This is a genomic window from Sphaerimonospora mesophila (assembly GCF_001417795.1).
Taxonomy (GTDB): domain Bacteria; phylum Actinomycetota; class Actinomycetes; order Streptosporangiales; family Streptosporangiaceae; genus Sphaerimonospora; species Sphaerimonospora mesophila.
In genome coordinates, this window is sequence record NZ_BCBX01000034.1 from 126,809 (window position 1) to 146,809 (window position 20,001).

General features: G+C 66.9%; 19 protein-coding genes. 9 read left to right on the top strand and 10 right to left on the bottom strand.

The genetic code is table 11. The annotated features are described in order from the left end of the window. The first annotated feature begins 29 nt into the window (after nucleotides 1–29). Nucleotides 30–1,025, top strand: a complete 996-nt coding sequence (locus AP234_RS12705) for an MBL fold metallo-hydrolase (RefSeq protein ID WP_160330428.1) — start codon at nucleotides 30–32, stop codon at nucleotides 1,023–1,025. Here the strand turns inward: AP234_RS12705 and AP234_RS12710 are convergent. From AP234_RS12710 to AP234_RS12720, 3 genes are read right to left on the bottom strand one after another with little or no spacing between them, the layout of a single operon-like run. Further along, nucleotides 1,022–2,353: an amidohydrolase family protein gene (locus tag AP234_RS12710; RefSeq protein ID WP_055479830.1), complete on the bottom strand. Its 1,332-nt coding sequence runs from the start codon at nucleotides 2,351–2,353 to the stop codon at nucleotides 1,022–1,024. The two genes, AP234_RS12705 and AP234_RS12710, sit on opposite strands and share 4 nt — an antisense overlap. Next, nucleotides 2,350–3,504: a CoA transferase gene (locus AP234_RS12715; RefSeq protein WP_055479831.1), complete on the bottom strand. Its 1,155-nt coding sequence runs from the start codon at nucleotides 3,502–3,504 to the stop codon at nucleotides 2,350–2,352. Before AP234_RS12715 ends, AP234_RS12710 begins: the two co-directional genes overlap by 4 nt. Continuing rightward, entirely contained in the window at nucleotides 3,491–4,507 is a 1,017-nt protein-coding gene (locus AP234_RS12720; RefSeq protein ID WP_055479832.1) for an enoyl-CoA hydratase/isomerase family protein, read from the bottom strand. The genes AP234_RS12715 and AP234_RS12720 overlap by 14 nt, the downstream gene beginning before the upstream one ends. Nucleotides 4,508–4,844: 337 nt before the next feature. Between AP234_RS12720 and AP234_RS12725 the strand changes: the two genes are divergently transcribed. From AP234_RS12725 to AP234_RS12760, 8 genes are read left to right on the top strand one after another with little or no spacing between them, the layout of a single operon-like run. Further along, entirely contained in the window at nucleotides 4,845–6,395 is a 1,551-nt protein-coding gene (locus AP234_RS12725) for an ABC transporter substrate-binding protein (RefSeq protein WP_160330429.1), read from the top strand. After that, nucleotides 6,380–7,417 (top strand): ABC transporter permease, encoded by a 1,038-nt coding sequence (locus AP234_RS12730; RefSeq protein WP_200926494.1) that lies wholly within the window; start codon nucleotides 6,380–6,382, stop codon nucleotides 7,415–7,417. The genes AP234_RS12725 and AP234_RS12730 overlap by 16 nt, the downstream gene beginning before the upstream one ends. 16 nt (nucleotides 7,418–7,433) lie before the next feature. Continuing rightward, nucleotides 7,434–8,375, top strand: coding sequence for an ABC transporter permease (locus AP234_RS12735; RefSeq protein ID WP_083502048.1), 942 nt, complete (start codon nucleotides 7,434–7,436; stop codon nucleotides 8,373–8,375). Next, the gene (locus AP234_RS12740) at nucleotides 8,372–9,484 is read left to right on the top strand and encodes an ABC transporter ATP-binding protein (RefSeq protein WP_235558144.1); all 1,113 of its coding nucleotides are present in this window, start codon (nucleotides 8,372–8,374) and stop codon (nucleotides 9,482–9,484) included. Before AP234_RS12735 ends, AP234_RS12740 begins: the two co-directional genes overlap by 4 nt. After that, nucleotides 9,484–10,515 carry an oligopeptide/dipeptide ABC transporter ATP-binding protein gene (locus tag AP234_RS12745; protein WP_055479836.1) on the top strand — a complete coding sequence of 344 codons (1,032 nt, stop codon included), beginning with the start codon at nucleotides 9,484–9,486 and terminating at the stop codon, nucleotides 10,513–10,515. The genes AP234_RS12740 and AP234_RS12745 overlap by 1 nt, the downstream gene beginning before the upstream one ends. Beyond that, a complete protein-coding gene (locus tag AP234_RS34925; protein WP_055479837.1) occupies nucleotides 10,512–11,687 on the top strand; it encodes a CoA transferase in 1,176 nt (391 codons plus the stop codon). The genes AP234_RS12745 and AP234_RS34925 overlap by 4 nt, the downstream gene beginning before the upstream one ends. Beyond that, nucleotides 11,684–12,922: a CaiB/BaiF CoA transferase family protein gene (locus AP234_RS34930; RefSeq protein ID WP_055479838.1), complete on the top strand. Its 1,239-nt coding sequence runs from the start codon at nucleotides 11,684–11,686 to the stop codon at nucleotides 12,920–12,922. Before AP234_RS34925 ends, AP234_RS34930 begins: the two co-directional genes overlap by 4 nt. 48 nt (nucleotides 12,923–12,970) lie before the next feature. After that, nucleotides 12,971–13,582 (top strand): PaaI family thioesterase, encoded by a 612-nt coding sequence (locus AP234_RS12760; protein ID WP_235558145.1) that lies wholly within the window; start codon nucleotides 12,971–12,973, stop codon nucleotides 13,580–13,582. On the opposite strand, the gene AP234_RS12765 is transcribed toward AP234_RS12760, so the two are convergent. The 7 genes from AP234_RS12765 to AP234_RS12795 are packed head-to-tail and all read right to left on the bottom strand — an operon-like array spanning nucleotide 13,566 to nucleotide 19,978. Then, nucleotides 13,566–14,969, bottom strand: a complete 1,404-nt coding sequence (locus AP234_RS12765; protein WP_055479840.1) for an MFS transporter — start codon at nucleotides 14,967–14,969, stop codon at nucleotides 13,566–13,568. The two genes, AP234_RS12760 and AP234_RS12765, sit on opposite strands and share 17 nt — an antisense overlap. Continuing rightward, on the bottom strand, nucleotides 14,966–16,147 hold the full coding sequence (locus AP234_RS12770; protein ID WP_055479841.1) for a lipid-transfer protein: 1,182 nt from the start codon (nucleotides 16,145–16,147) through the stop codon (nucleotides 14,966–14,968). The genes AP234_RS12765 and AP234_RS12770 overlap by 4 nt, the downstream gene beginning before the upstream one ends. Before the next feature lie 14 nt (nucleotides 16,148–16,161). After that, nucleotides 16,162–17,274, bottom strand: a complete 1,113-nt coding sequence (locus tag AP234_RS12775) for an acyl-CoA dehydrogenase family protein (RefSeq protein WP_055479842.1) — start codon at nucleotides 17,272–17,274, stop codon at nucleotides 16,162–16,164. Between the two features lie 10 nt (nucleotides 17,275–17,284). After that, entirely contained in the window at nucleotides 17,285–17,722 is a 438-nt protein-coding gene (locus AP234_RS12780) for an OB-fold domain-containing protein (RefSeq protein ID WP_055479843.1), read from the bottom strand. Beyond that, nucleotides 17,719–18,900, bottom strand: a complete 1,182-nt coding sequence (locus tag AP234_RS12785; protein ID WP_055479844.1) for an acyl-CoA dehydrogenase family protein — start codon at nucleotides 18,898–18,900, stop codon at nucleotides 17,719–17,721. The genes AP234_RS12780 and AP234_RS12785 overlap by 4 nt, the downstream gene beginning before the upstream one ends. A gap of 33 nt (nucleotides 18,901–18,933) precedes the next feature. After that, nucleotides 18,934–19,362 carry a MaoC/PaaZ C-terminal domain-containing protein gene (locus AP234_RS12790; RefSeq protein WP_055479845.1) on the bottom strand — a complete coding sequence of 143 codons (429 nt, stop codon included), beginning with the start codon at nucleotides 19,360–19,362 and terminating at the stop codon, nucleotides 18,934–18,936. A 37-nt stretch (nucleotides 19,363–19,399) separates the two neighbouring features. Further along, entirely contained in the window at nucleotides 19,400–19,978 is a 579-nt protein-coding gene (locus tag AP234_RS12795; protein WP_055479846.1) for an FAS1-like dehydratase domain-containing protein, read from the bottom strand. Nucleotides 19,979–20,001: the final 23 nt, after the last annotated feature.

Genomic DNA, 20,001 nt, shown 5'->3' on the forward strand with positions numbered 1-20,001 from the left:
CGGCCAGGAAGCGCAGCCCCGTTCGGTCGATGCCACCGGTCGAGCTCCTCGCTCCCGGCGTCTGGGTGATCCCACTGCCGTTGCCGATCCCCGACCTGCGCTACGTCTACGCCTACGCCTTCGAATCCGATGAAGGTCCGTACCTGGTCGACACCGGCTGGGGCAACGACGAGTGCTACTCCGCGCTCGAGGCCGGGCTCGCCGCGATCGGTAGCTCGGTGAGCGAAGTGCGGGGCATCATGGTCACGCACTCGCACCCGGACCATTTCGGCCTTGCCGCGCGCATCCGCGAGGCCTCCGGCTGCTGGATCGGGATGCATCCCGCCGAGGCCGCGATGGTGGCAAGCATGCGGCATGAGCCGCGCGATCGCGTGGACATCGCGACCGTGCTGCGCGGGGCGGGTGCGCCCGAGGGAGACCCACGCCTGGGTGAGGTGCTGAGCTTTCCGGCCACGCAGGAGAGCGCCTACGCTGAGGCGGACCGGCTCTTCGAGGACGGCGACCTCATCCCGGTACCAGGGTGGGAGATCCGCGCGCTCTGGACGCCCGGTCACACGCCCGGCCACCTCTGCTACCGGGTGCTCCCGCTCGATGCGCTACTCACCGGCGATCACATGCTCCCGCGGATCACTCCGCACATTGGGGTGCGGGGCTTCGACGGCGACTCGGTCACCCGCTTCGTCGAGTCGCTGAGGAAGGTCGCAGACCTCGGTCCATCGGTTGCGTATCCGGCGCACGAGTACCGATTCGTGGGCGTGCGTGAGCGGGCACTCGACCTGGTCACCCACCACGTAGACCGCCTCGCAGAGGTCCTTACGGCTATAGATGGCCCCCCGATGTCGCTCTGGCAGGTCGCGGAGTCGATGGAGTGGTCGACGCCGTGGCAGGACATGAGTGCGTTGCGAATCCTTATCGCGCTCGACGAGACCCTCGCCCACCTCCAGAGTCTTGCTCTCCAGGGACTCGTCGAGGAGTCCCCCGGCGAGCAGGGAGCCTGGCGACGGCTCTCTGCCGTGGAGAGTTAGGGCCTGTCCGCCCTCCTGCCCGCGATCCAGGTTGCGCGGACAAGGTCGCATCGCGGGTCGGCCAGGAGCTCGGCCAGCGGCGCGTGGAGGAGGATCAGGTCGGCGGTTGCTCCCACTTGGACGGTGCGGGCCACGCCACCTGGCCGGTCTGCCGGCGACAGGTAGCCGTCCAGCGCACGGCTGACGGTCACGCACTCGGCAGCGGTGATGACATCCCCCTCGGTCGTCTCGCGCGTTGCAGCGCTCTTGATCACCTTCCACGGGTCGAGCTCGCCGTACGGCGCATCGCTCGACGCGCAGACGGGCACGCCTGCGGCCTCGAGGCCCGCGTAGGGGTAGAGGTACTCGAGGTCACCGGGATCCACGCTGCGAAGGTAGTCGGCCCCGCGGCTCCGGAGGAAGTCGGGCTGGGTGACCACGCGTACGCCGAGCCGCGCCATCCATCCCTCGACTCCCGGCGGCACGACCGAGGCGTGCTCGATCCGGTCGCCCGGACGGGCACCGACCTCCTGGAGGGCGTTAAGCGTGAGCAGCAACGACTCGGCGGTCACGCAGTGAACCGCAACCGGGCGATTGCTCTCGCGAGCGGCCGAAATCCGCTTCCGGACGTCGTCGAACGAAGGCAGGTCATGGTCGCGGAGATGTAGCTTGACCGGGGCTCCCGGAGAGCGGCCCATCAGTGTGACACGCTGGGGCAACCGGCCGATGAGTGCGGCTGCCTCTTCGTCCAGGTCCGGAGTCGCATCGGTGACACCCGTGATGCCGTAGGACGCCAGCCGCACGCCGACGGCGGCGATCTCCTCCGGCGTGACGCGTGTGTCGTCGGGCAATGCCTGGCGCAGGCGCCCGTCGTACCGCCACAGCCTTCCTGTGGGCTCGCCGTCCACGCGCTCGACGTCGTCGGATTCGTCGAGACTGACGATCCGGAGGGCAGCGGAGTTGAGGACCCAGAGGGCTCCGCTGCGATGCTGTACCCGGACCGGCCGGTTGGGCACCCAGGCGTCGAGGACGTAACGGTCGAGATGACCGAGAGTCCCCTCGTGATAGCCGGTGCCACGGATCCAACCGGTGCCGTCGGCATCGCGGAGTGCGGCCAGGGCGCCGTCGCCACCGCAGTCGACGCTTCGGCTTCGTGCGGCGATCGCGAGGACGTGCAAGTGGTGGTCGTGCAGCCCTGGCAACAGCGCACCACCGGCCCCGTCGATCACGTCGTCTGGCACCGCCGACGTGATTGTCGAGGGCTCGGTCAGCGTTGCGATCCGCTCCCCGTCGATGAGCGCGTCCACCCGGCGACCTGCGACCTCTACGTTACGGATAAGCGTTCTCACGACAGCGCGACCTCACCCGCCGTCGGCTCGCACACCCGGAAGGTGTCAGTCGCGGTCTCGATCCACCACTCTTCGCCGCGCTTCACCACCCGGTGCGGCGGGTGAGCGAACCAGCCATCGAGTGACTCGCGGGCGACGTCGAGCATCGAGACGTCGACGAGGCACGCGTCCTCGCCGGCGAGCACGTCGGTGGCCGCCAGGGCCGCGGCGACGCCGGCGAGCGGGTCGGCCAGGGCGTCCGCTACGGGCAAGAGTTCATCTCCGTCGTCGACGACCACACCCGCGCTCGCCGCGACATCATCGCCGAAACCTACCGAGTTCGACTGCCGCCCCCGGGAGGTGATCGACAGCCACGAGGTCCCCGCCGTGACCGCTTCCTCCGCCAGCACGCCGAGCTGCTGCAGCGCCCGCGGCCGCGACGCCTCCAACACGAGATCGGCCTTTGCAATCAGATCGCGGAGGGTCCCGAGCTCCGTGCGGAAGTCCAGTGTCACGTGATCGTGGCCCGCCCGCAGACGGTAAAAGAACGCGGGCGTCACGCGCCTTCCGACGTCGGGGCGAGTGCTGCTCTCGACATGAACGACACGTGCTCCTCGGAGTCCGAGCAGGCGCGCGCAAAGCGGCCCGGCCCAGAGGCTGGTGAGGTCGACGATCAGCGGATTCGCACGCGGCGAGCGCCGCCCGAGCTTCGTCAGCCGCACCCCGGGACGCCGAGGGGCGGGCGAGGGCACCGCACCACCCGGGAACCCAAGGAGCGCCATGCGGTCGTCGGCGGCCTGAGCCGTCACCCCCAGCGCCCACGCGCTCAGCGTCGCCCACGGGTCGTCTCTGGCTGACGACTCCTCAACCAAGGCAGGGATGAGCTCGACGTCACTGCTCCTGGCCAGGCTCAGCCCGATCCAGCCGTCGGCGGCTCGCAACAGGCGGAACCTGCCGCCGGGTGACCATGGGCCGTTGCGGCGAAGACCGGTGAGAGCGGCACGTTCGGCGAGAAGATCGGGTAGGTCGAGGCTCAGCCGCTCGAGCGCGCGCCGTACGATCGTGGCGGCACGACCGGGGGGAGCGAGGGGAGGTCCACCGGGCCGTCCGGTAAGTGCCATCGCTCCCGAGTCCGCCCAGTCTCGCAGCGCATCGAGGTCACGTCCGCGCATCCACCAATCCCCAGTCGATCGCGGTTGCGACGTCGATCGGCGTGCCCGTGAGCGCGAGGTACGCGGTGCGCCACGGCCCGATCCGGCGGGTAATGCTCACCGTGCCACCCGCCCCGGGAATCAGCCCCATCGACAACTCGGGGAGCTGGAATGAGGCGTCGTCCGCAGCCTCGACCCTTCCGGCGAAGGCGGGGATCTCGATACCCGCGCCGATGCACGTACCGTGGAGGACGGCGCACACGCGGTCCCGGATGCCGTGTAGGGCCAAGCCCGCGCTGCGTCCCGTCCTCAGGACGTGTGCGGTCGCCGGATCCGCCACGGTGCCGAACTCGTCGAGATCGCCGCCGGAGCAGAAAACAGGACCCGCACCACGTAGCACGACCTGCTCGATCGACGGGTCGAGCGCGGAAAGCTCGAGGGCGTCGATGAGGCGGTCCCGCATCTCGCGCCCGAAGGCATTGCGTCGCTCCGGGCGGTTGAGGGTGATCGTAAGGACGTGAGCGTCGCGGTCGAGGCGGACGACGTCAGTCTGGAGGGTGATCTCGCGCCGAGGGCGTGTGGCGAGCCATGCCGCGAACTCCGGCCCGGACTGCAGTGTCGAGTAGGCGAGCGACTCCAACTGAAGACCGTCGCGCACGGGGATCCGTGCGGTGGACCGCAGCAGCATGGCCAAGGTCATACTCGCGATCGGCGCCGCGACGGCGGTGGCGACGGCCGTGTCGATCTCGGGCGCCGCGACCCATGTCCGTCCCGGTCCACCCGGTGCGAACGTCAGCGTGAGGTGCTCGAGTAGATCGGTCGCCGCCTCCGGAAGTGCGACATCGGACACTCCGAGCACGACCACGCTTGGCTCGGTGAGCTCCCGTATGGCCGCGCTCGTGAGCGCAATATCGGACCAGTCGGTGGTGCTCAAGTCGGTGACCACAACCGCCGGCGACGACTCCTCGCCCGTGACGCGCGCGGCCCCGTCGGCCAGGTCTTGCACATCGAGCGGATTGTCCATCAAACGCTCCTCAGCGAATCATCGCTCACGTTATTTCCTGTGGCTCGATGTCATCAAGGATCTCGAAGTAAGCAGGCACGACGACCGGCGGGCAGGGGAGCTCGGCACGCGTACCGATCTGCGGGACCGATGGGTTGTCGCCGCAAAAGATCAAAAGAAATCAACCAATCACAACCCGGACCACAGCTTGCGATGGGCCAAAGTTAGTTATTGACCGGCCGGTTAGGACGTGTCCATAATCACACGCACCGACCGAGTCGGTCAACGCGATGGACGAGGAGAGGTTGGCATGCAGGTCCGGAGAGTTCGAGGCCAGAGCCGTTGGGTAGCCCTCACGGTGTCCGCGCTTCTCGGTGCAACGTTGCTCAGCGGGTGCGTTTCGAGCGGCTCGGAGCCGGACAGAGCGCGCCCGAGCGAGGGTGCCAGTGATGGCAAGCCCGTATACGGCGGAGTGTTCCGCTATGCGTCCGTCGGTACCCAGACGAGCTACGACCCGCTGAAGCGCGGCACCCTCGACGCTTCGATGATCGGAATCTACGACACCCTGACGCAGTACACCGAGGACGGTACCGTCCAGCCGTACCTGGCCGAGTCGCTCGAGAGCGCCGACGCCCAGACATGGACCCTCAAGCTGCGCCCAGGCATCAAGTTCCACGACGGCACGGCTTTGGACGCGGACGCCGTGGTCTACAACATCGAACGCCACCTGAACCCCGACAACGCCTCGTCGGCCCGCTCGTACGTCTCCGGCATCACCAAGGTGGAGGCGGCGGACCCGCTGACGGTGGTGTTCACGCTCGCCACTCCGATCGCCTCGTTCCCGGTGAACTTGACCACCGCTGCAGGGGCGATCGCCTCGCCGACTGCGATCAAGGCCGCCGGCGACGACTACGGCCGGACGTCGGCAGTTGGTGCCGGTGCGTTCAAATTCGAGAAGTGGAACCCGGACCAGGTCACCGTCTTGAAGAAGAACCCCGACTACTGGCAGAAAGGCCTTCCGTATCTCGACGAGTTCCACGAAATCCCGATGAGTGACACCCAAACGCGCTTCGCCGCGTTCCAGGGCCGCAACGTCGAGGCGGCGTGGTTCCAGGAGCCCAACCAGCTCAAGTGGGCCAGGGACAATCCGAACCTCGCGGTCCTGCACGAGCCGTCGGGCGGCGTCGGCGGAACCGGGCTTGTGTTCCAGGTCAAGACGCCTCCGTTCGACGACATCCGGGTCCGACGGGCAACTGCTCTCGCGGTGAACATCGACGCGCTCAACCAGGCGCTCTTCCAGGGCGGCATGCCGGGCATGTACGGCCCGTTCCGCGAGGGCTCGTTCTGGTACACCGGCAAGGCGAAGTGGCCGCACTACGATCCGGAGGCTGCGAAGAAGCTCGTGGCCGAGTTCGAGGCTGAGAAGGGACCGCTGTCCTTCACGCTCGGCTGCCACAACGCTCCGGATCGCAGGCGCTACATCGAGCTTATCCAGAACATGCTGACTCAGGTCGGCATGGACGTGAAGCTCGATACGCCCGACGTTGCGCAGTACGTCGCTGCGACGTTCGCGAAGGATTTCCAGGTCGGTTGCTTCCCGAAGAACGGTGTGGACCCCGACCTTATCTACTTCCCGTCCTTCACCTGCGACGGACCGACGACGTCCAACTTCTTCGGCTACTGCAACCCGGCAGCTGACGAGGCTCTAATCCGCGGGCGCCAGTCGCTCGACCCTGAGGAGCGCAAGGCGGCCTACGCCGATTTCGAGGAGATCATCTCCCAGGACCTGCCGATGGTGTGGCACTGGGGGGACACCTTCTCGGTCATCACCCAGCCGGACATCAAGGGCTACGTCGCCCCGAGCAGTCCTACCGACTGGAACCCGGCCTACCTGTGGATCGCGAAGTGAAGTCCATGACCAAGACCGTTGTGCGGTCGCGAACGCCAACGCGTCCGCACCACAGAGCGCGCTGGATGGCGACCGGACGGGCTCTCGCCCTCAAACTGGCGACAGCGCTCGGGACGCTGTTCGTCGTCTCCCTTGTCGTCTACTCGCTCCAGGAACTGCTGCCCGGCGACCCGGCGATCGCGATCCTCGGTGAGCAGGCGACACCGGAGACGATCGCAGCGGTCCGTGCCGACCTCCGGCTGGACGATTCGTTCCTCGTCCGGTACGGAGCCTGGCTCGGCAACGCCCTCCAGTTCGACTTGGGCAACTCGTACAGGAGCGGGGCACCGGTCATGGGAACGATTCTCGACCGCCTACCCGTCACATTCGAGCTGATGGTGTTGGCGCAGCTGATCGCGCTCGCGCTCGCGATCCCGCTGGGGACGCTCGCGGCTTACCGGGTCAAGACGGTGTTCGACCGGATCACCACCGGCGGCGCCTTTGCGATGATCTCGGTGCCCGAGTTCGTACTCGGTCTGCTGCTGATCTACTACCTGACACTCGGCCTGGGCTGGTTCCCGACGACAGGTTGGATCGCATTCAGCGAGTCTCCCCTGGAGAACCTGCATCACGCGTTCCTGCCGGCCTTGACAATGGCGATTCCGGTAGCCGCCGTCTACCAACGACTGCTTCGCACTGACATGACGGCGACGCTTCAAGAGGACTACATCACAATGGCTCAGTCCAAGGGGTTGGGTACGGCACATATCCTCTTCAAGCACGCGCTGCGTCCGTCGTCCTTCTCATTGATCACACTCGCGGGTGTGAACACCGGTCGGCTGCTCGGCGGCTCTGTGATCGTCGAGGTGCTCTTCGTAGTTCCAGGCATCGGTCAGCTCATGATCCAGTCGATCTTCCTGCGCGACTTCATGATGCTCCAGGGCACGGTCATCTTCGTTGCGACGGCCTACATCGTCGTCAACGCGCTTGTGGATCTTTCCTATGGCCTCATCGACCCCCGCGTCCGCCACCGGTCGGCGTAAGAGAGGAGTGATTTCGATGGCTCATAGCAGGCTCGCGGGTAAGACGCCGCACGGCGAAGCGTCCGTCGTCGTTCCTTCCTCCGGCGATACCAAAACCGATGACGCCGCGGTCGCCCCGAAGAACAGATCGCTTGCCAGGCTGAAAGGACTTGGTGCGCTCTTCTGGGTAGCTGTCACCTGGCTGACCGTCGTGGGGGTCACTGCGGTCCTCGCGCCGCTGCTGCCCCTGGTGGACCCTGCCGCGCAGGACTATGAGGCTGTGGCGGTGCCACCAGGGTCACCTGGTCACATCCTCGGTACTGACAGTCTGGGGCGCGATCTCCTCGCACGCGCGATCTTCGGTGCGAGGATCTCGATGATCGTCACGCTTAGCGCGGTGGTGATCGGCATCGTCGTCGGCGGTCTGCTCGGCATGCTCGCCGGCTACTTCCGAGGCTGGCTCGAGAAGGTCATCATGGCTGCGACCGATGCTCTGATGGCATTCCCGGCGCTTGTCCTTCTGCTGGCCTTAATGGCGACTCTGGGTTCGAGCATCCGCAATCTAGTGATCGGGTTGGGAATCCTCGGCATCCCAGCATTCGTCAGACTCACTCGTGCGAGCACCCTTGTTTACGCACAACGTGAATTCGTGACGGCGGCGAAGTCGATCGGCGCCTTGAATCGGAGAGTGCTCCTTCGAGAGATCATGCCCAACATCGTTCCGGCTGTCGCCGCATACGCCTTCATCGTGGTCGCGTTGCTGATCGTTGCTGAGGGATCGCTCAGTTTCCTCGGAGTGGGTGTGCCGCCACCTGCCTCGAGTTGGGGGCTGATGATCGCCGAAGGTCGTGATTCACTGCGCACCACGCCCTGGATCACCTTCATTCCCGGCGCCTTCATGTTCCTGACCGTCCTGTCCTTTAACCTGGCCGGCGACCGGCTTCGCGAAGAGAACGACAACAGGGGTGGTAATGCATGATAGCCACGGTCGAAAAGGCTGCACCCGAGAATATGAATGCCCGAGAGCCGCTTCTAGTCGTGGACGACTGGAAAACTTATTTCAAGACATCGGGCGGTCTGCTGCGAGCTGTCGACGGTGTCTCGTTCAAGGTGGACGAGGGCTCGACCATCGGTCTGGTGGGTGAGTCCGGGTCGGGGAAGACGATCCTCTCCCGGTCGATTCTCGGCCTCGTGCGCTCTCGGCGGAAGGTGGAGGCGGGCGGCTCGATCACCTACGACGGTGTCGCGGTCAACACGCTCAGCCCGAAGGAGCGCCGTCGCTACTGGGGCAAGGACATGTCAATGGTGTTCCAGAACCCCATGACCTCCCTTAATCCCGTGCTGACGATCGGCCGGCAGTTGACCGAGGTGCTCACCCTGCACTTAGGCATGTCGAAGGCCGACGCCCGGATCCGCTCAGTCGAACTCCTCGAGAGCGTCGGTATTCCGGAGCCGAAGAAGCGCGCGCACGAGTTTCCGCACCAGTTGTCCGGAGGCATGCGCCAGCGGGTGACGATTGCGATCGCGCTCTCATGCAACCCGCGGCTCCTGCTTGCCGACGAGCCGACGACGGCCCTGGACGTGACCGTTCAGGCGCAGATCCTCGACCTGCTTGACGAGCAGCAATCCGAACGTGACATGACGATGATTCTCGTTACGCACGATCTCGGCGTCGTCGCCGGCCGCACGGACATGGTCGCGGTGATGTATGCCGGAAAGATCGCCGAGATCGCGCCGACGAAGTCGTTGTTCAACGAGACGCGCCACCCCTACACGGAGGCGCTTATGCGAAGCATCCCCACGATGGACGCGCCGAACCACAGCCGCCTCTTCACGATCCCGGGGCGGCCCGTCCAGCTGACAGGGGAACCAAAAGGCTGCAGGTTCGCGCCGCGTTGCCCCTACGCACAGGAGAAGTGCCTCAGCGACGAGCCTGACCTCGCGGTGTCGGACCGGCCTGGACACTCCTTCGCCTGCTGGTTCCCGGTGGGCACGAAGAAGGGCCAGGAAGCACTCGAGAAGAATCTTTCGGTCGGCCACACGGCGGCCGGAACCAGCATGTCGTCGATGACGGTACTGGGGGCGTGATGGCAGGCAGTGGAACCGCGCACCTGCGCGACGATGAGGATGTGCTGCTGCGGGTCGAGGACCTGCTGGTCGAGTACCCGGCAAGAGCCGGGCTCAAGGTCCAGGCAGTCGCAGGGATCTCCTTCGACATCAGGAGATGTGAGACGCTCGGCTTCGTCGGCGAGTCGGGCTGCGGGAAGTCGACGACGGGACGGGCGCTCCTCCAGCTCCCGAGCCCCACCGCGGGATCCGTCCTGGTCGACGGCAAGGACCTCACGAGGCTCTCGCCTCGCGACATGCGGCGTGAGCGGACCAAGCTCCAGATGATCTTCCAAGACCCGATCTCCTCGCTGAACCCGAGGCGGCGCATCCGCGAAAGCGTACGCGAGCCCCTCGCCATCTGGGACCGTGACCACGGCGACGGTCTCGAGAAGGTCGCGCGGGTCCTCGACCAGGTCGGCCTCGACTCCGCCACCGTGGGTGACCGCTATCCGAGCGAGCTGTCGGGCGGACAGTGCCAGCGCATCGCCATCGCGCGAGCCCTGATCATGGAGCCCGCGCTGCTGATCTGCGACGAGCCTGTGTCGGCGCTCGACGTCTCGGTACAGGCCCAGATCCTCAACCTGTTGGAGGACCTGAAGGAGCAATACGGCCTGAGCATGATGTTCATCGCGCACGACCTAGCGGTCGTGAAGAACATCAGCGATCGCGTCGCCGTGATGTACCTGGGCAAGCTCTGTGAGATCGCGGACGCCAACGCGATCGTGAAGCGCCCGGCGCATCCGTACACGCGCGAGCTGATCAGCGCCGTTCCGGTGCCCGACGCCACGATCCGCCGGCGAAGCGAGGAGAAAGCGCCGGCCGAGGTGCCCTCGCCGCTCAACCCGCCGAGCGGCTGTAGATTCCGCACCCGCTGTTCTCGCGCAGAAGCCGTGTGCGCGGTCGAGGAGCCGCAGTTCCAGAAGGTGGACGACGGGCACTTCGTCGCCTGTCACTTCCCGCTCCGGGGGATGCCCATGGTTCGGACCACGACTGAGGCGGTGGGCGTATGAGCAGCAACGGCAGCCAGACCGCCTTGCAGGGCGTACGTGTCCTCGAGCTCGGCGGCAGCGGCTACGCCGTGCCGTACGCCGGCCGCCTGCTGGCCGATCTCGGGGCCGAGGTGATCCTCATCGAGCCCGTCGGCGGGCATCCGCTGCGCTCGTCGGGCGGAAGCTTCGCCGATGATCCGGTGGTTGCGCGTCGCACATTCTCCTTCCTCAGCGGAGGCAAACGCAGCGTCGTCGTGGACCTTGACAGCCCCGAGGCGGCCGTGATCATGCGTCGGCTGATCGCCTCCTGCGACGTCGTCATCGAGAGCCTGGGCACCGATACCCTTCGAGTTCTCGGCGTCGAGGACGACGACGTGAGCGGTCTCGAACGTGCTCCGGTTCTGGTTCACGTGTCGCCGTGGGGCGACACCGGGCCATACCGCGATCTGCCCGCCACGCCGCTGGTTCTCCAGGCGGCAGCCGGCTGGGTGACCACGAGGCAGGAGCCGGGCCTTCCGCTCGTACAGGTCGGAGGGCAGATGTACGACTGGATCGCCGGATCGTTCATCGCGGCGGCGGTGATGACCGCGCGTGCCTGGACCAGACGGAACGGCACGGGTGCGACGATCGACTTCTCACTGTTCGAGTGCATCCATGCGACGATCCCGTACACCCGACTCATGACCGACACGAACCGCGAGCTCGGCCTTGCGGGAACGGGCCCCGCGTGGACGCCGTTCGGAATCAGGCCGTGCAAGGACGGCTGGGTGGGCATCAATATCCTGACCGGACAGCAGTGGGTCGACGCCTGCCTGCTGACCGACCTCGCCGACTTCACCGACAAGCAACAAGAGTTGGTACGGGGTGAGGGTGACCTTGCGTCCTTCGAGCGCCGGTTGCTGGACTGGCTCAGCGACCGCACCGTTAACGAGGTCGTCGATCTCGGACAATCCCTGCGCATCCCCGTGGTTCCCGTCGCGGCGGGCGGGAGGGCCACCTCGTTGCCTCAGTGGGTCGAGCGCCCCTTCTTCAGCGAACTGGACGACGACGGTGAGCCGTTCACGATCCCCGGTCCGCCGTGGCGTCTGAACAGGACACCAGCGGTGACTCGGCGGCCCGTAGGCGAGGCGGGCGAGGCGACTGGGGCCGTGCTGGACGAACTGGGACTCACTGGAGTGGAGAGAGCGCGATGAGCGAGCTACCCCTGAACGGACTTCGGGTCGTCGACCTGGGCAGTTTCTGGGCTGCGCCGTACCTGACGGCCTACCTCGGTGCGTACGGTGCCGACGTGGTCAAGGTCGAGTCGATCCAACGGCCCGACGGGTTCCGGTTCACCTCGACGGTCCCGGCACTCGGCGACCGCTGGTTCGACCGCAGTCTCATGTGGCAGGCGACGAATCTCAACAAGCGGGACGTCACATTGGATCTCGGCGCGGAGGAGGGCAGGCGGCTCCTGCGTCGGTTGTGCGAGACCGGCGACGTGTTCGTGGAGAACTACGCGGCGCGGGTCGTCGAGCAGTTCGGCTTCGATGAGGGCTCCCTCCTGGAGCTGAACCCACGCATGATCATCGTTCGGCTGCCCGGGTTCGGCCTCACCGGTCCCTGGCGCGACTACGTCGGCTGGGGCAACGCATTCGAGCAGCTCGCGGGTCTCGCGTGGGTCACCGGCTATCCCGACGGTAGGCCCCTCACCCCTGGCGGCTACATCGACCCCACTGTGGGCATGCACGCGGCCGTCGCTCTGCTCGCGGCGCTCGAGCACCGCGATCGCACCGGTGAGGGGCAGTTCGTCGAGATCCCGCAGATCGAAGTCGGCGCGTCGATGGCCGCGGAGTCGGTCATCGCCTGGTCGACGCATGGCCGGGCACCCGGGCGTCAGGGCAACCAGCACCCTGTGTTCGCGCCGCAGGGCGTGTACCCGTGCGAAGACGGCGAGTGGGTCGCGCTCAGCATCCGGGACGACGGTGACTGGGCCGCCCTGCTTACCCTCGACGGCCGTCCGGCCGGGCTCGCCGAGGATGCATTGGGGTCGCATGACGAGCGCCGGCGCCGGAGCGGAGAGTTGGACGATTTGCTGCGCGGATGGTTCGCTGAGCAGGTCTCCGACGAGATGGTCACACGACTCCAGGCGGTCGGCGTCCCAGCGGCCCGGGTGCTGACCCCGGACCGGTTCAACGAGGACCCGCAGCTCGTGGCCCGGAGCTTCTACCAGGAACTGGTGCACCCGCTCTCCGGCCCGCGGCTGTTCCCGAGGTACCCGATGACCTACTCGTTCGACCCGTCGCCTCCGGCACCACATCGCTCGCCCGCTCCGCTCCTCGGCGAGCACAACGAGGAGGTCCTGGTGGGCGAGCTCGGCCTCACCGTCGACCAGCTCGCGAGATTGACCGACGCGAACGTCATCGGCACGGTACCGAGAGGGGTCTGAGAGATGACGAGTGGGCTCATCGATCCCCGGCCGGTCGAGCACCCGTGGATGCCGCTCGCGGAGACGGCTCCCGGACGCGCGTCGAAGCACGCGCTAGCAGACGCCGTGCGGCGCATCGTCGACCAGGTCGCCCTGATCGACGTCAGCCGTGCGACCGCGGAGCAGCTCGCTGTCGTGCAGGCGGCGTGCGAAACGGCCGAGCAAGTGCTGGCCGGCATCCCGAGCCTGTCCGAGCTCGGCGGTCCCCAGAACGGTGTCGCCGAGGACCGTCTCCTGATCGAGCGTGGGCCGATCAGCGGCCGGAGCAACGCACTGGCCGCACCCCTGCGGGAATTCTTGATGGACGGGGACGTCGTGCGATGTCACGCTGTCTTCCGCTCGTCGCATGAAGGGCCGGCAGGCAACGTGCATGGCGGAGTGCTGCTGGCGGTCTTCGACGAGGTGCTCGCGTTCGGCCAGGTCCCGTCCGGTCGCATCGGCATGACAGGCACGATCACGGTCAAGCTGCTCGGACCGGTGCCGATCGGCGAGCGGGTCGACTTCGAGGCGAGGACGGTGGCGGTCGAGGGCCGCAAGGTGACGGTACGGGCACAAGCGCTCATCGGCGACCGTGTGGTGGCCGAAGCGAGCGGCATCTGCATCGTCAAGCGTCCTGAGTAGTCGCCTTCGGAATGAACCACGCGGCAGCGGTCGCCGCCAGGCAGATGACGGCGGCCGCACCGAAGGCCGCGGCCGCACCCCGGATGGGAAGGCCACCGTTGGAGATCACGACATCCATCATGGTCGCGGCGACCTGCGTCCCCACCGCAGCTCCGACGTTGCGGATGATGATGTTCATCCCGGCCACCTCGGCTGTCTGACGTTCGTCTACAACCTGGACGAGGAGATTGCTGATCGCAGCCATACCGCCGGCGAATGCCACTCCCCAAATCAGGGCCGCCGTCACGATGACCGGCACGTTTGCTGGGGCGGCGGCGATCAGGCCAAGAGTCAGTGTGCCGAGAACGCAGCCCAAGATCACAGGTAGCCGGAAATTCCGCCGGGTGCCCATGCGGCCGAGCACCGGCGAGACAGCGAAGTTGACCACGGCGACGGGCACCGCGACGAGCGCGGCCTCTGTCGCACTCAAGCCAGCACCACCGTTCTCCACCGGGATCTGCAGAAGCAGCGGCAGCAGGAAGAACGTGCCGAAGACCGCGGATCCGATGAAGAAGGTGACGACGTTCGTGCGCAGCACGACGCCGTGCGCGAGGGTTCTGACGTTGACCAGCGGCGACACGACCCGGAGTTCGTAAGGGACCCAGGCCACGAGGGCCACCACTGAGATCAGTACGAGGCCACCGCCAGTCGGCGCGAACCAGCCCGCGACCGCTGTATGGGCGAGGCCCAGCAGGAGCGCGGCGAGCCCGATTCCCAGCAGCAGCGCGCCCGGGATGTCCAGGCGGACGTCGGGCTCGCGGGCCGACGGGGGCACCAGGACAGCGACGGCGAATGCGGAACCGAACCCCGTGAGCACGCTGAGAGCGAAGATCCAGCTCACGCCGAGGTGGTCTATCACGACGCCCCCGATCGGCAAGCTGATTGCGCCGCCGAGTGCGAGCATCGAGCTGACCATGACGATGCTCGCGCCGACCCGACTCGGCTCCGCCGTCTTCCGGATGATTGCGAAGGACAGCGGTATCACGCCCGCCGAGACGCCTTGGATCACCCGTCCGACCACAATGGTCAACAGACTGCCCGCCATGATTCCCAACGTCGCGACGAGCGAGCCCAGCCCGTAGAGCGTCATCAGGACGAGCACGACTCGGCGGTCGCCGTACTTCCTGCCGAGCCGTGCCGAGACCGGCATCGAGACCGCGCCGACCAGGAGGAACCAGGTCATGATGGCCGCGACCCCGGTCTCGGTGGCACTCGTGCGCTCCTGTATCGACGGCAGGGCTGGGACGACCATCGTCTGGCCGAGAGCCGATCCGAGAGCGCAGGCGACGAGGCAGCGGATCGCGTTGGTGTGGGTGCGCGGTCCTACGCCGGTTGCCGTCGATGTCACTGGCGGCCGAGGATCAACCCGCTCGTCGGCACCCCGGTGCCGGCGGTGACCAGGACGTTGCTGAGCTCGTCGACTTGGTTCGACGACGTCCCCCGGATCTGGCGCACGGCCTCGAGCACGCCGTTCACCCCGTGTATGTACGCCTCACCGAGCTGCCCACCGTGGGTGTTGAGTGGTAACGATCCGTGGAGCTCAAGGTTCCCGTCGCGGATGAAGTCCTTGGCTTCGCCCCTGCCGCAGAATCCGAATGCCTCGAGCTGAGGGAGGACGAACGGCGTGAAGTGGTCATAGATGATCGCGGCGTTGATGTCCTCCGGCGCGAGCCCACTGGTCGCGTACAGTTGCCGCGCGACGAGTGCCATCTCGGGTAGCTCCACCATCTTGTCGTCGGGCCGGTAGTAGCTCGTCATCATGTGCTGGTCGTCGGCCGCGCCCTGGGCCGCCGCCCTGATGTACGCAGGCACGTTCGGCATGTCCCTGGCTCGCTCGGCCGTCGTCACCACCAGGGCGACACCGCCGTCGCTCTCCTGACAGCAGTCGAGCAGGTGCAGCGGGTCCACGATCCACGGCGAGTTCTGGTGGTCTTCTAGTGTGATCGGCTTGCCGTAGAACCACGCGTTCGGGTTGTTCGCGGCGTGCTTGCGGTCGACGACGCTGACGCGGCCGAAGTCCTCGCTGGTGGCTCCGAACTCGTGCATGTAGCGGCGAGCGAACATCGCCACCCAACTGGCCGGCGTCACCAGGCCGAACGGAAGGAGCCAGCTCATCGCGATCTGCTCGGCGTCCCCTCCGGTCGGTTGGTTGCGCTGGCCGACGCCGAACCGGCGTCCCGATCGCTCGTTGAAGGCCCGGTAGACGACGACGTACTTCGCGACGCCGGTCAGGACGGCCATCGCCGCCTGCTGGACCACGGCACAGGCGGCGCCGCCGCCATAGTGGATGCGGGACATGAACTTGAGTTCGGGTATGCCCAGGGCTCGCGCGACGTCGATCTCGGGGTTGGTGTCGTGGGAGAAGGTCGTCATCCCGTCGATGTCGGCGGGATCGAGGCCTGCGTCTGCGATCGCCGCCTTCACCGCCTCGACCGCAAGACGTAGCTCGCTCCGGCCGGACTTCTTCGAGAACTCGGTCTGCCCGATGCCGACGATCGCCGCTTTGTCGGAGAATTCACTGTGCATGTCGTGGCCACCTTCTACTGTTTCGCCAGCGCGGCGCCGATGCGGGCGAGGTGCACGTGCCCCGAGCCGAGCGCGAGCTCGTTGTACTTGGACCACAGCGTGTAGCGGTGCAGCGGGTAGTCGAGGTCGACGCCGATTCCCCCGTGGAGCTGCTGCGCGGTCGCGGTCACCCGCTGTCCGCCCTCGGAGGCGTAGAACTTGGCGACGCTGACCGCGTTGCCCACCGGCCGGCCCACCGAAATCAGCCACGCGGCCTGCCAGAGAGTCGAGCGGATGCACTCGACGGACAAGAAGGCGTCCGCCGCGCTGAGCAGCACCGCCTGGAACATCGCGATCGGCTTGCCGAACTGCTCGCGCGTCGACGTGTAGGCAGCCGTCATCTGCAGCGCCTGCTCCGCGACACCGAGCTGGACGGCGCAGCCGGCCAACGTCGCTCGCTCGATGAGCCAGCCGAGCACGTCGTCACCGTGCAGCAGTCCGCCCGCGTCGACGGCGACGCCGTCGAGCTTGAGCGAGGCCTCGGGCTGGCCGTTGGTCGTCGCGAGCTCGGTGATCGTAACCCCGGCTGTCTTCGGGTCCACGATGAAGACCCCGGTCGACGACTGTCCGGTGCTCGCAGGAACGAGGATCAGATCGGCGAACTGGCCGAACGGGACGCACACCTTCTCCCCGTCGAGTCGCCAGCCGTCGTCGTCGGTCGGGTGCGCCGTGGTCGTGACGGTGAACGGGTCGTAGCCCTGCGGCTCGACGAGCGCTACCGACACGATGGTGCGCCCCTCGACGACGCCAGGCAGGATCGCCTCGCGCCGCTCGGCGTCGGCGAAGATGTCGATCGCAGGCCCACCGACGGCGGCGGTGACCGCGAGCGGGACGCGTCCCAGGTGCTTGCCCTGCTCGATCAGGGCACTCGTGATCTCGAGGATGCCGAGATCGCTGCCGCCGACGTCTCCCGCGATCGCGAGGCCGAGCAGATTGTGGTCGGCGAGTGCCCTCCAGGTGTCCCTGTCGAACCAGTCGTCACCGGTCGGGGGCGGCGGCGCGTCGACCCGGCTCGCGGACACACGTCCGAAGATGTCGCTCGCGACGGACGCCGCGGCGACCTGCTCCTCTGTCAGGGTGAAGTCCATTTTTGCTCCGTCAACTTTCGGTCGGCCTGAATAGCGGAAGGATGAGACCGGGCTCGACCTCGACGAGCTCGAGGGCTACCGACATTCCGACCCGCACGTCACTCGGTGGAATGCCGATGATCTGCGAGACGAGGCGACTGCCCTCAGCGAGCTCGACGACCGCGACCGAGTAGGGCTCGCTGAACGGGGCGACGAGCGGGTGGTGGAAGACCACATAGCTGTAAACCGTTCCGGCCCCGCGTGAGACCAGGTATCCGCGGTCGAAGGAGCCGCACTGTGCGCAGTGTGGCCGGGGCGGGTGGATCAGCACCTTGCATTCGTTGCACTGCTGGATGCGCAGCTCGCCGACGGCGAGGCCGTCCCAGAAGAACTGGGTGTCCTCGTTAGTAGCCGGCCAGGGGCGCCGGTGCTGCGCGACAGGGGCATCCTCTTGCGCTGCGGCGGTCATCGCTTCCCCCTCGGCATCTTCAGGCCGGTCCAGGCCATGATCTCGCGCTGAATCTGGTTGTTTCCTCCGCCGAAGGTGCCGACGATCGCGCCGCGGTACTCCTGCTCGAGCCGTCCCTTCAGGACGGCCCCCGGCGACCCGTCACGGAGGTAGCCCGCTTGGCCGACGATTTCCAGCAGCAGGCGTGCGACCTCCTGGTGCGCCTCGGTGCCGAGGACTTTGGCGGCCGAGGAGTCCGAACCGGTGAGGGTTCCCTCGTTCAGAGCGGCGGCCATCTTCCAATTCAGGAGTCGGACGGCCTCGATGATGGCGTAGGCGCGCCCCAGAAGGAGTTGCGCCCACGGGAGATCGGCCACCGGTGTGCCGCCGGTGGTCTTCGTCGTGCGGGCCCAGCTGAGGGTGTCGTCGAAGGACTGGAACCAGCGTCCCGCGTTGGCGGCGAGGGACACGCGTTCGTGGTTGAGCTGGCTGGTGATGAGCCGCCACCCCTCGTTCTCGCCGAGGACGAGGTTCTCCACCGGCACTCGGACGTCCTCGTAGAACGAGAACGCCGTGTGCCCCCCGCCCACCACGTGGAGCGGCACGGTACGGAAGCCGGGTGTGGTGGTCGGGACGATGAACACCGAGATGCCGCGGTGTCGATCCTCCTGCCGTCCCGTGCGGGCGGCGAGCCAGATGTAGTCGGCGACGTCGCCGCCGCTGGTGAACACCTTGTTGCCGTTGATCACGTAGGAGTCACCGTCACGGACCGCGCGTGTGGTCAGCGACGCCAGGTCGGTGCCGGACTCGGGCTCGGTGTAGCCGATCGCCCAGTCCTCCTCACCTGAGAGAATCTTCGGCAGGTAGCGCGCCTTCTGCTCATCGGTGCCGTAGACCATCAGGGTCGGGCCGACGGTGTTGAGCGCGATGAACGGCAGCGGCGCCTTCGCGCGGTTGGCCTCGTCGAAGAAGATGAACTGCTCCAGGGCGGTCATGTTGCGGCCGCCGTACTCCTTCGGCCAGCCGACGCCGAGCCAGCCGTCCGCACCCATCCGTCGGCGGATCCTGGTCGTCACGGGGCCGGCGTGGCCGCCCTCGGTCGCCATCGCCGCTTCGACCGGCGGCGTGATGAGGTCCTTGAAATAGCCGCGAATTTCGTCACGGAGTGCTATCTGCTCGTCGGTGTAGGCGAGATACATAGTGGTGTTCTCCTACCTGTCGACCTTGATGTCTCAGCCCAGTTCAACGGTGATGCGAGCGACCACCGTGTCCTGCTGGTGCTGGTTGTCGATCCGTACGTCGAGGTCGGCGAGCGCGCGCCCGTCCTCGCGGTAAACGCGCTGCACCTTGCCGTGCGCGGTGAGGCGGTCGCCGGGGCAGTTCGTGCCGCGCATGTCGAAGCCGAGCTTGCGGACAAAGGAGTTGGAGCCCGCCCAGTCGGTGACGTAGCGGCCCAGGAAGCCCTGGTACCACATGGTGTTCAGGAAGATGTCGCGTGCGCCGTTCGACCTGGCGAACTCGCGATCGTGGTGAATCGGATAGATGTCCCGGGTGCCTGCGACGTCCTTGGCGAGCGTCGTGAGCGAGACGTCGAAGTGAAGGGGAGGCAGTTCGAGGCCGGCCTCGACGTTCTCCTTCGAGGAAGTGCTGGGGGTCGTCATCTGTCGTGTCTCCTGACGTTGGGCGGATCGGCGGTGGCTACTCCTTGCCTTGCTTGGTGCCGTCGTAGAGCAGCAGGACGTTCTTCGCGCGAGCGATCGGCTCGTCCTTGGCCTCGATCAGGAAGTCGATCTCGGTCGTCAGGAAGACCCCAGGCCCGACCTTCGTCTTCTTGATCCGACTGACGCTCATGAGGCGGTCCCGCTGGCCGATACGTCCGTCGCCCGGCCCGAAAGGCTGGAGGTACTCCTCGTCCCGGGTCACGTTCGTGGCGGTGACGAAGCCGAACTCACGCACTACCTCGTGAGCGAGGAAGGTAGGGGAGGGGCCGAGCGCGGCCTCCTGCTCGGCGGCCCGCTCACGCAGGAACTCCGGCAGCCACCACGACTGCATGTTGAGCGCCATCAGCGCCTGCGGCGGGGCGATCAGCCGTCCGAACCGGCTCCTGGCCGCCTCTTCTTCGTCCCAGTAAACGGGGTTGGCGTCCTCGACGGCCTCGCAGAAGTTCCAGACGGCCGACCGCTCGATCGGCCGCACCGACCATCGCGTGGGGCCGGTCTTGCCGAGGAACGGCTCAATCCGCGCCTGGAGCTGTTCGTCCAGAGTGGTCTGGCTCATGGGGTTTCCTCTCTCCGCCGGCC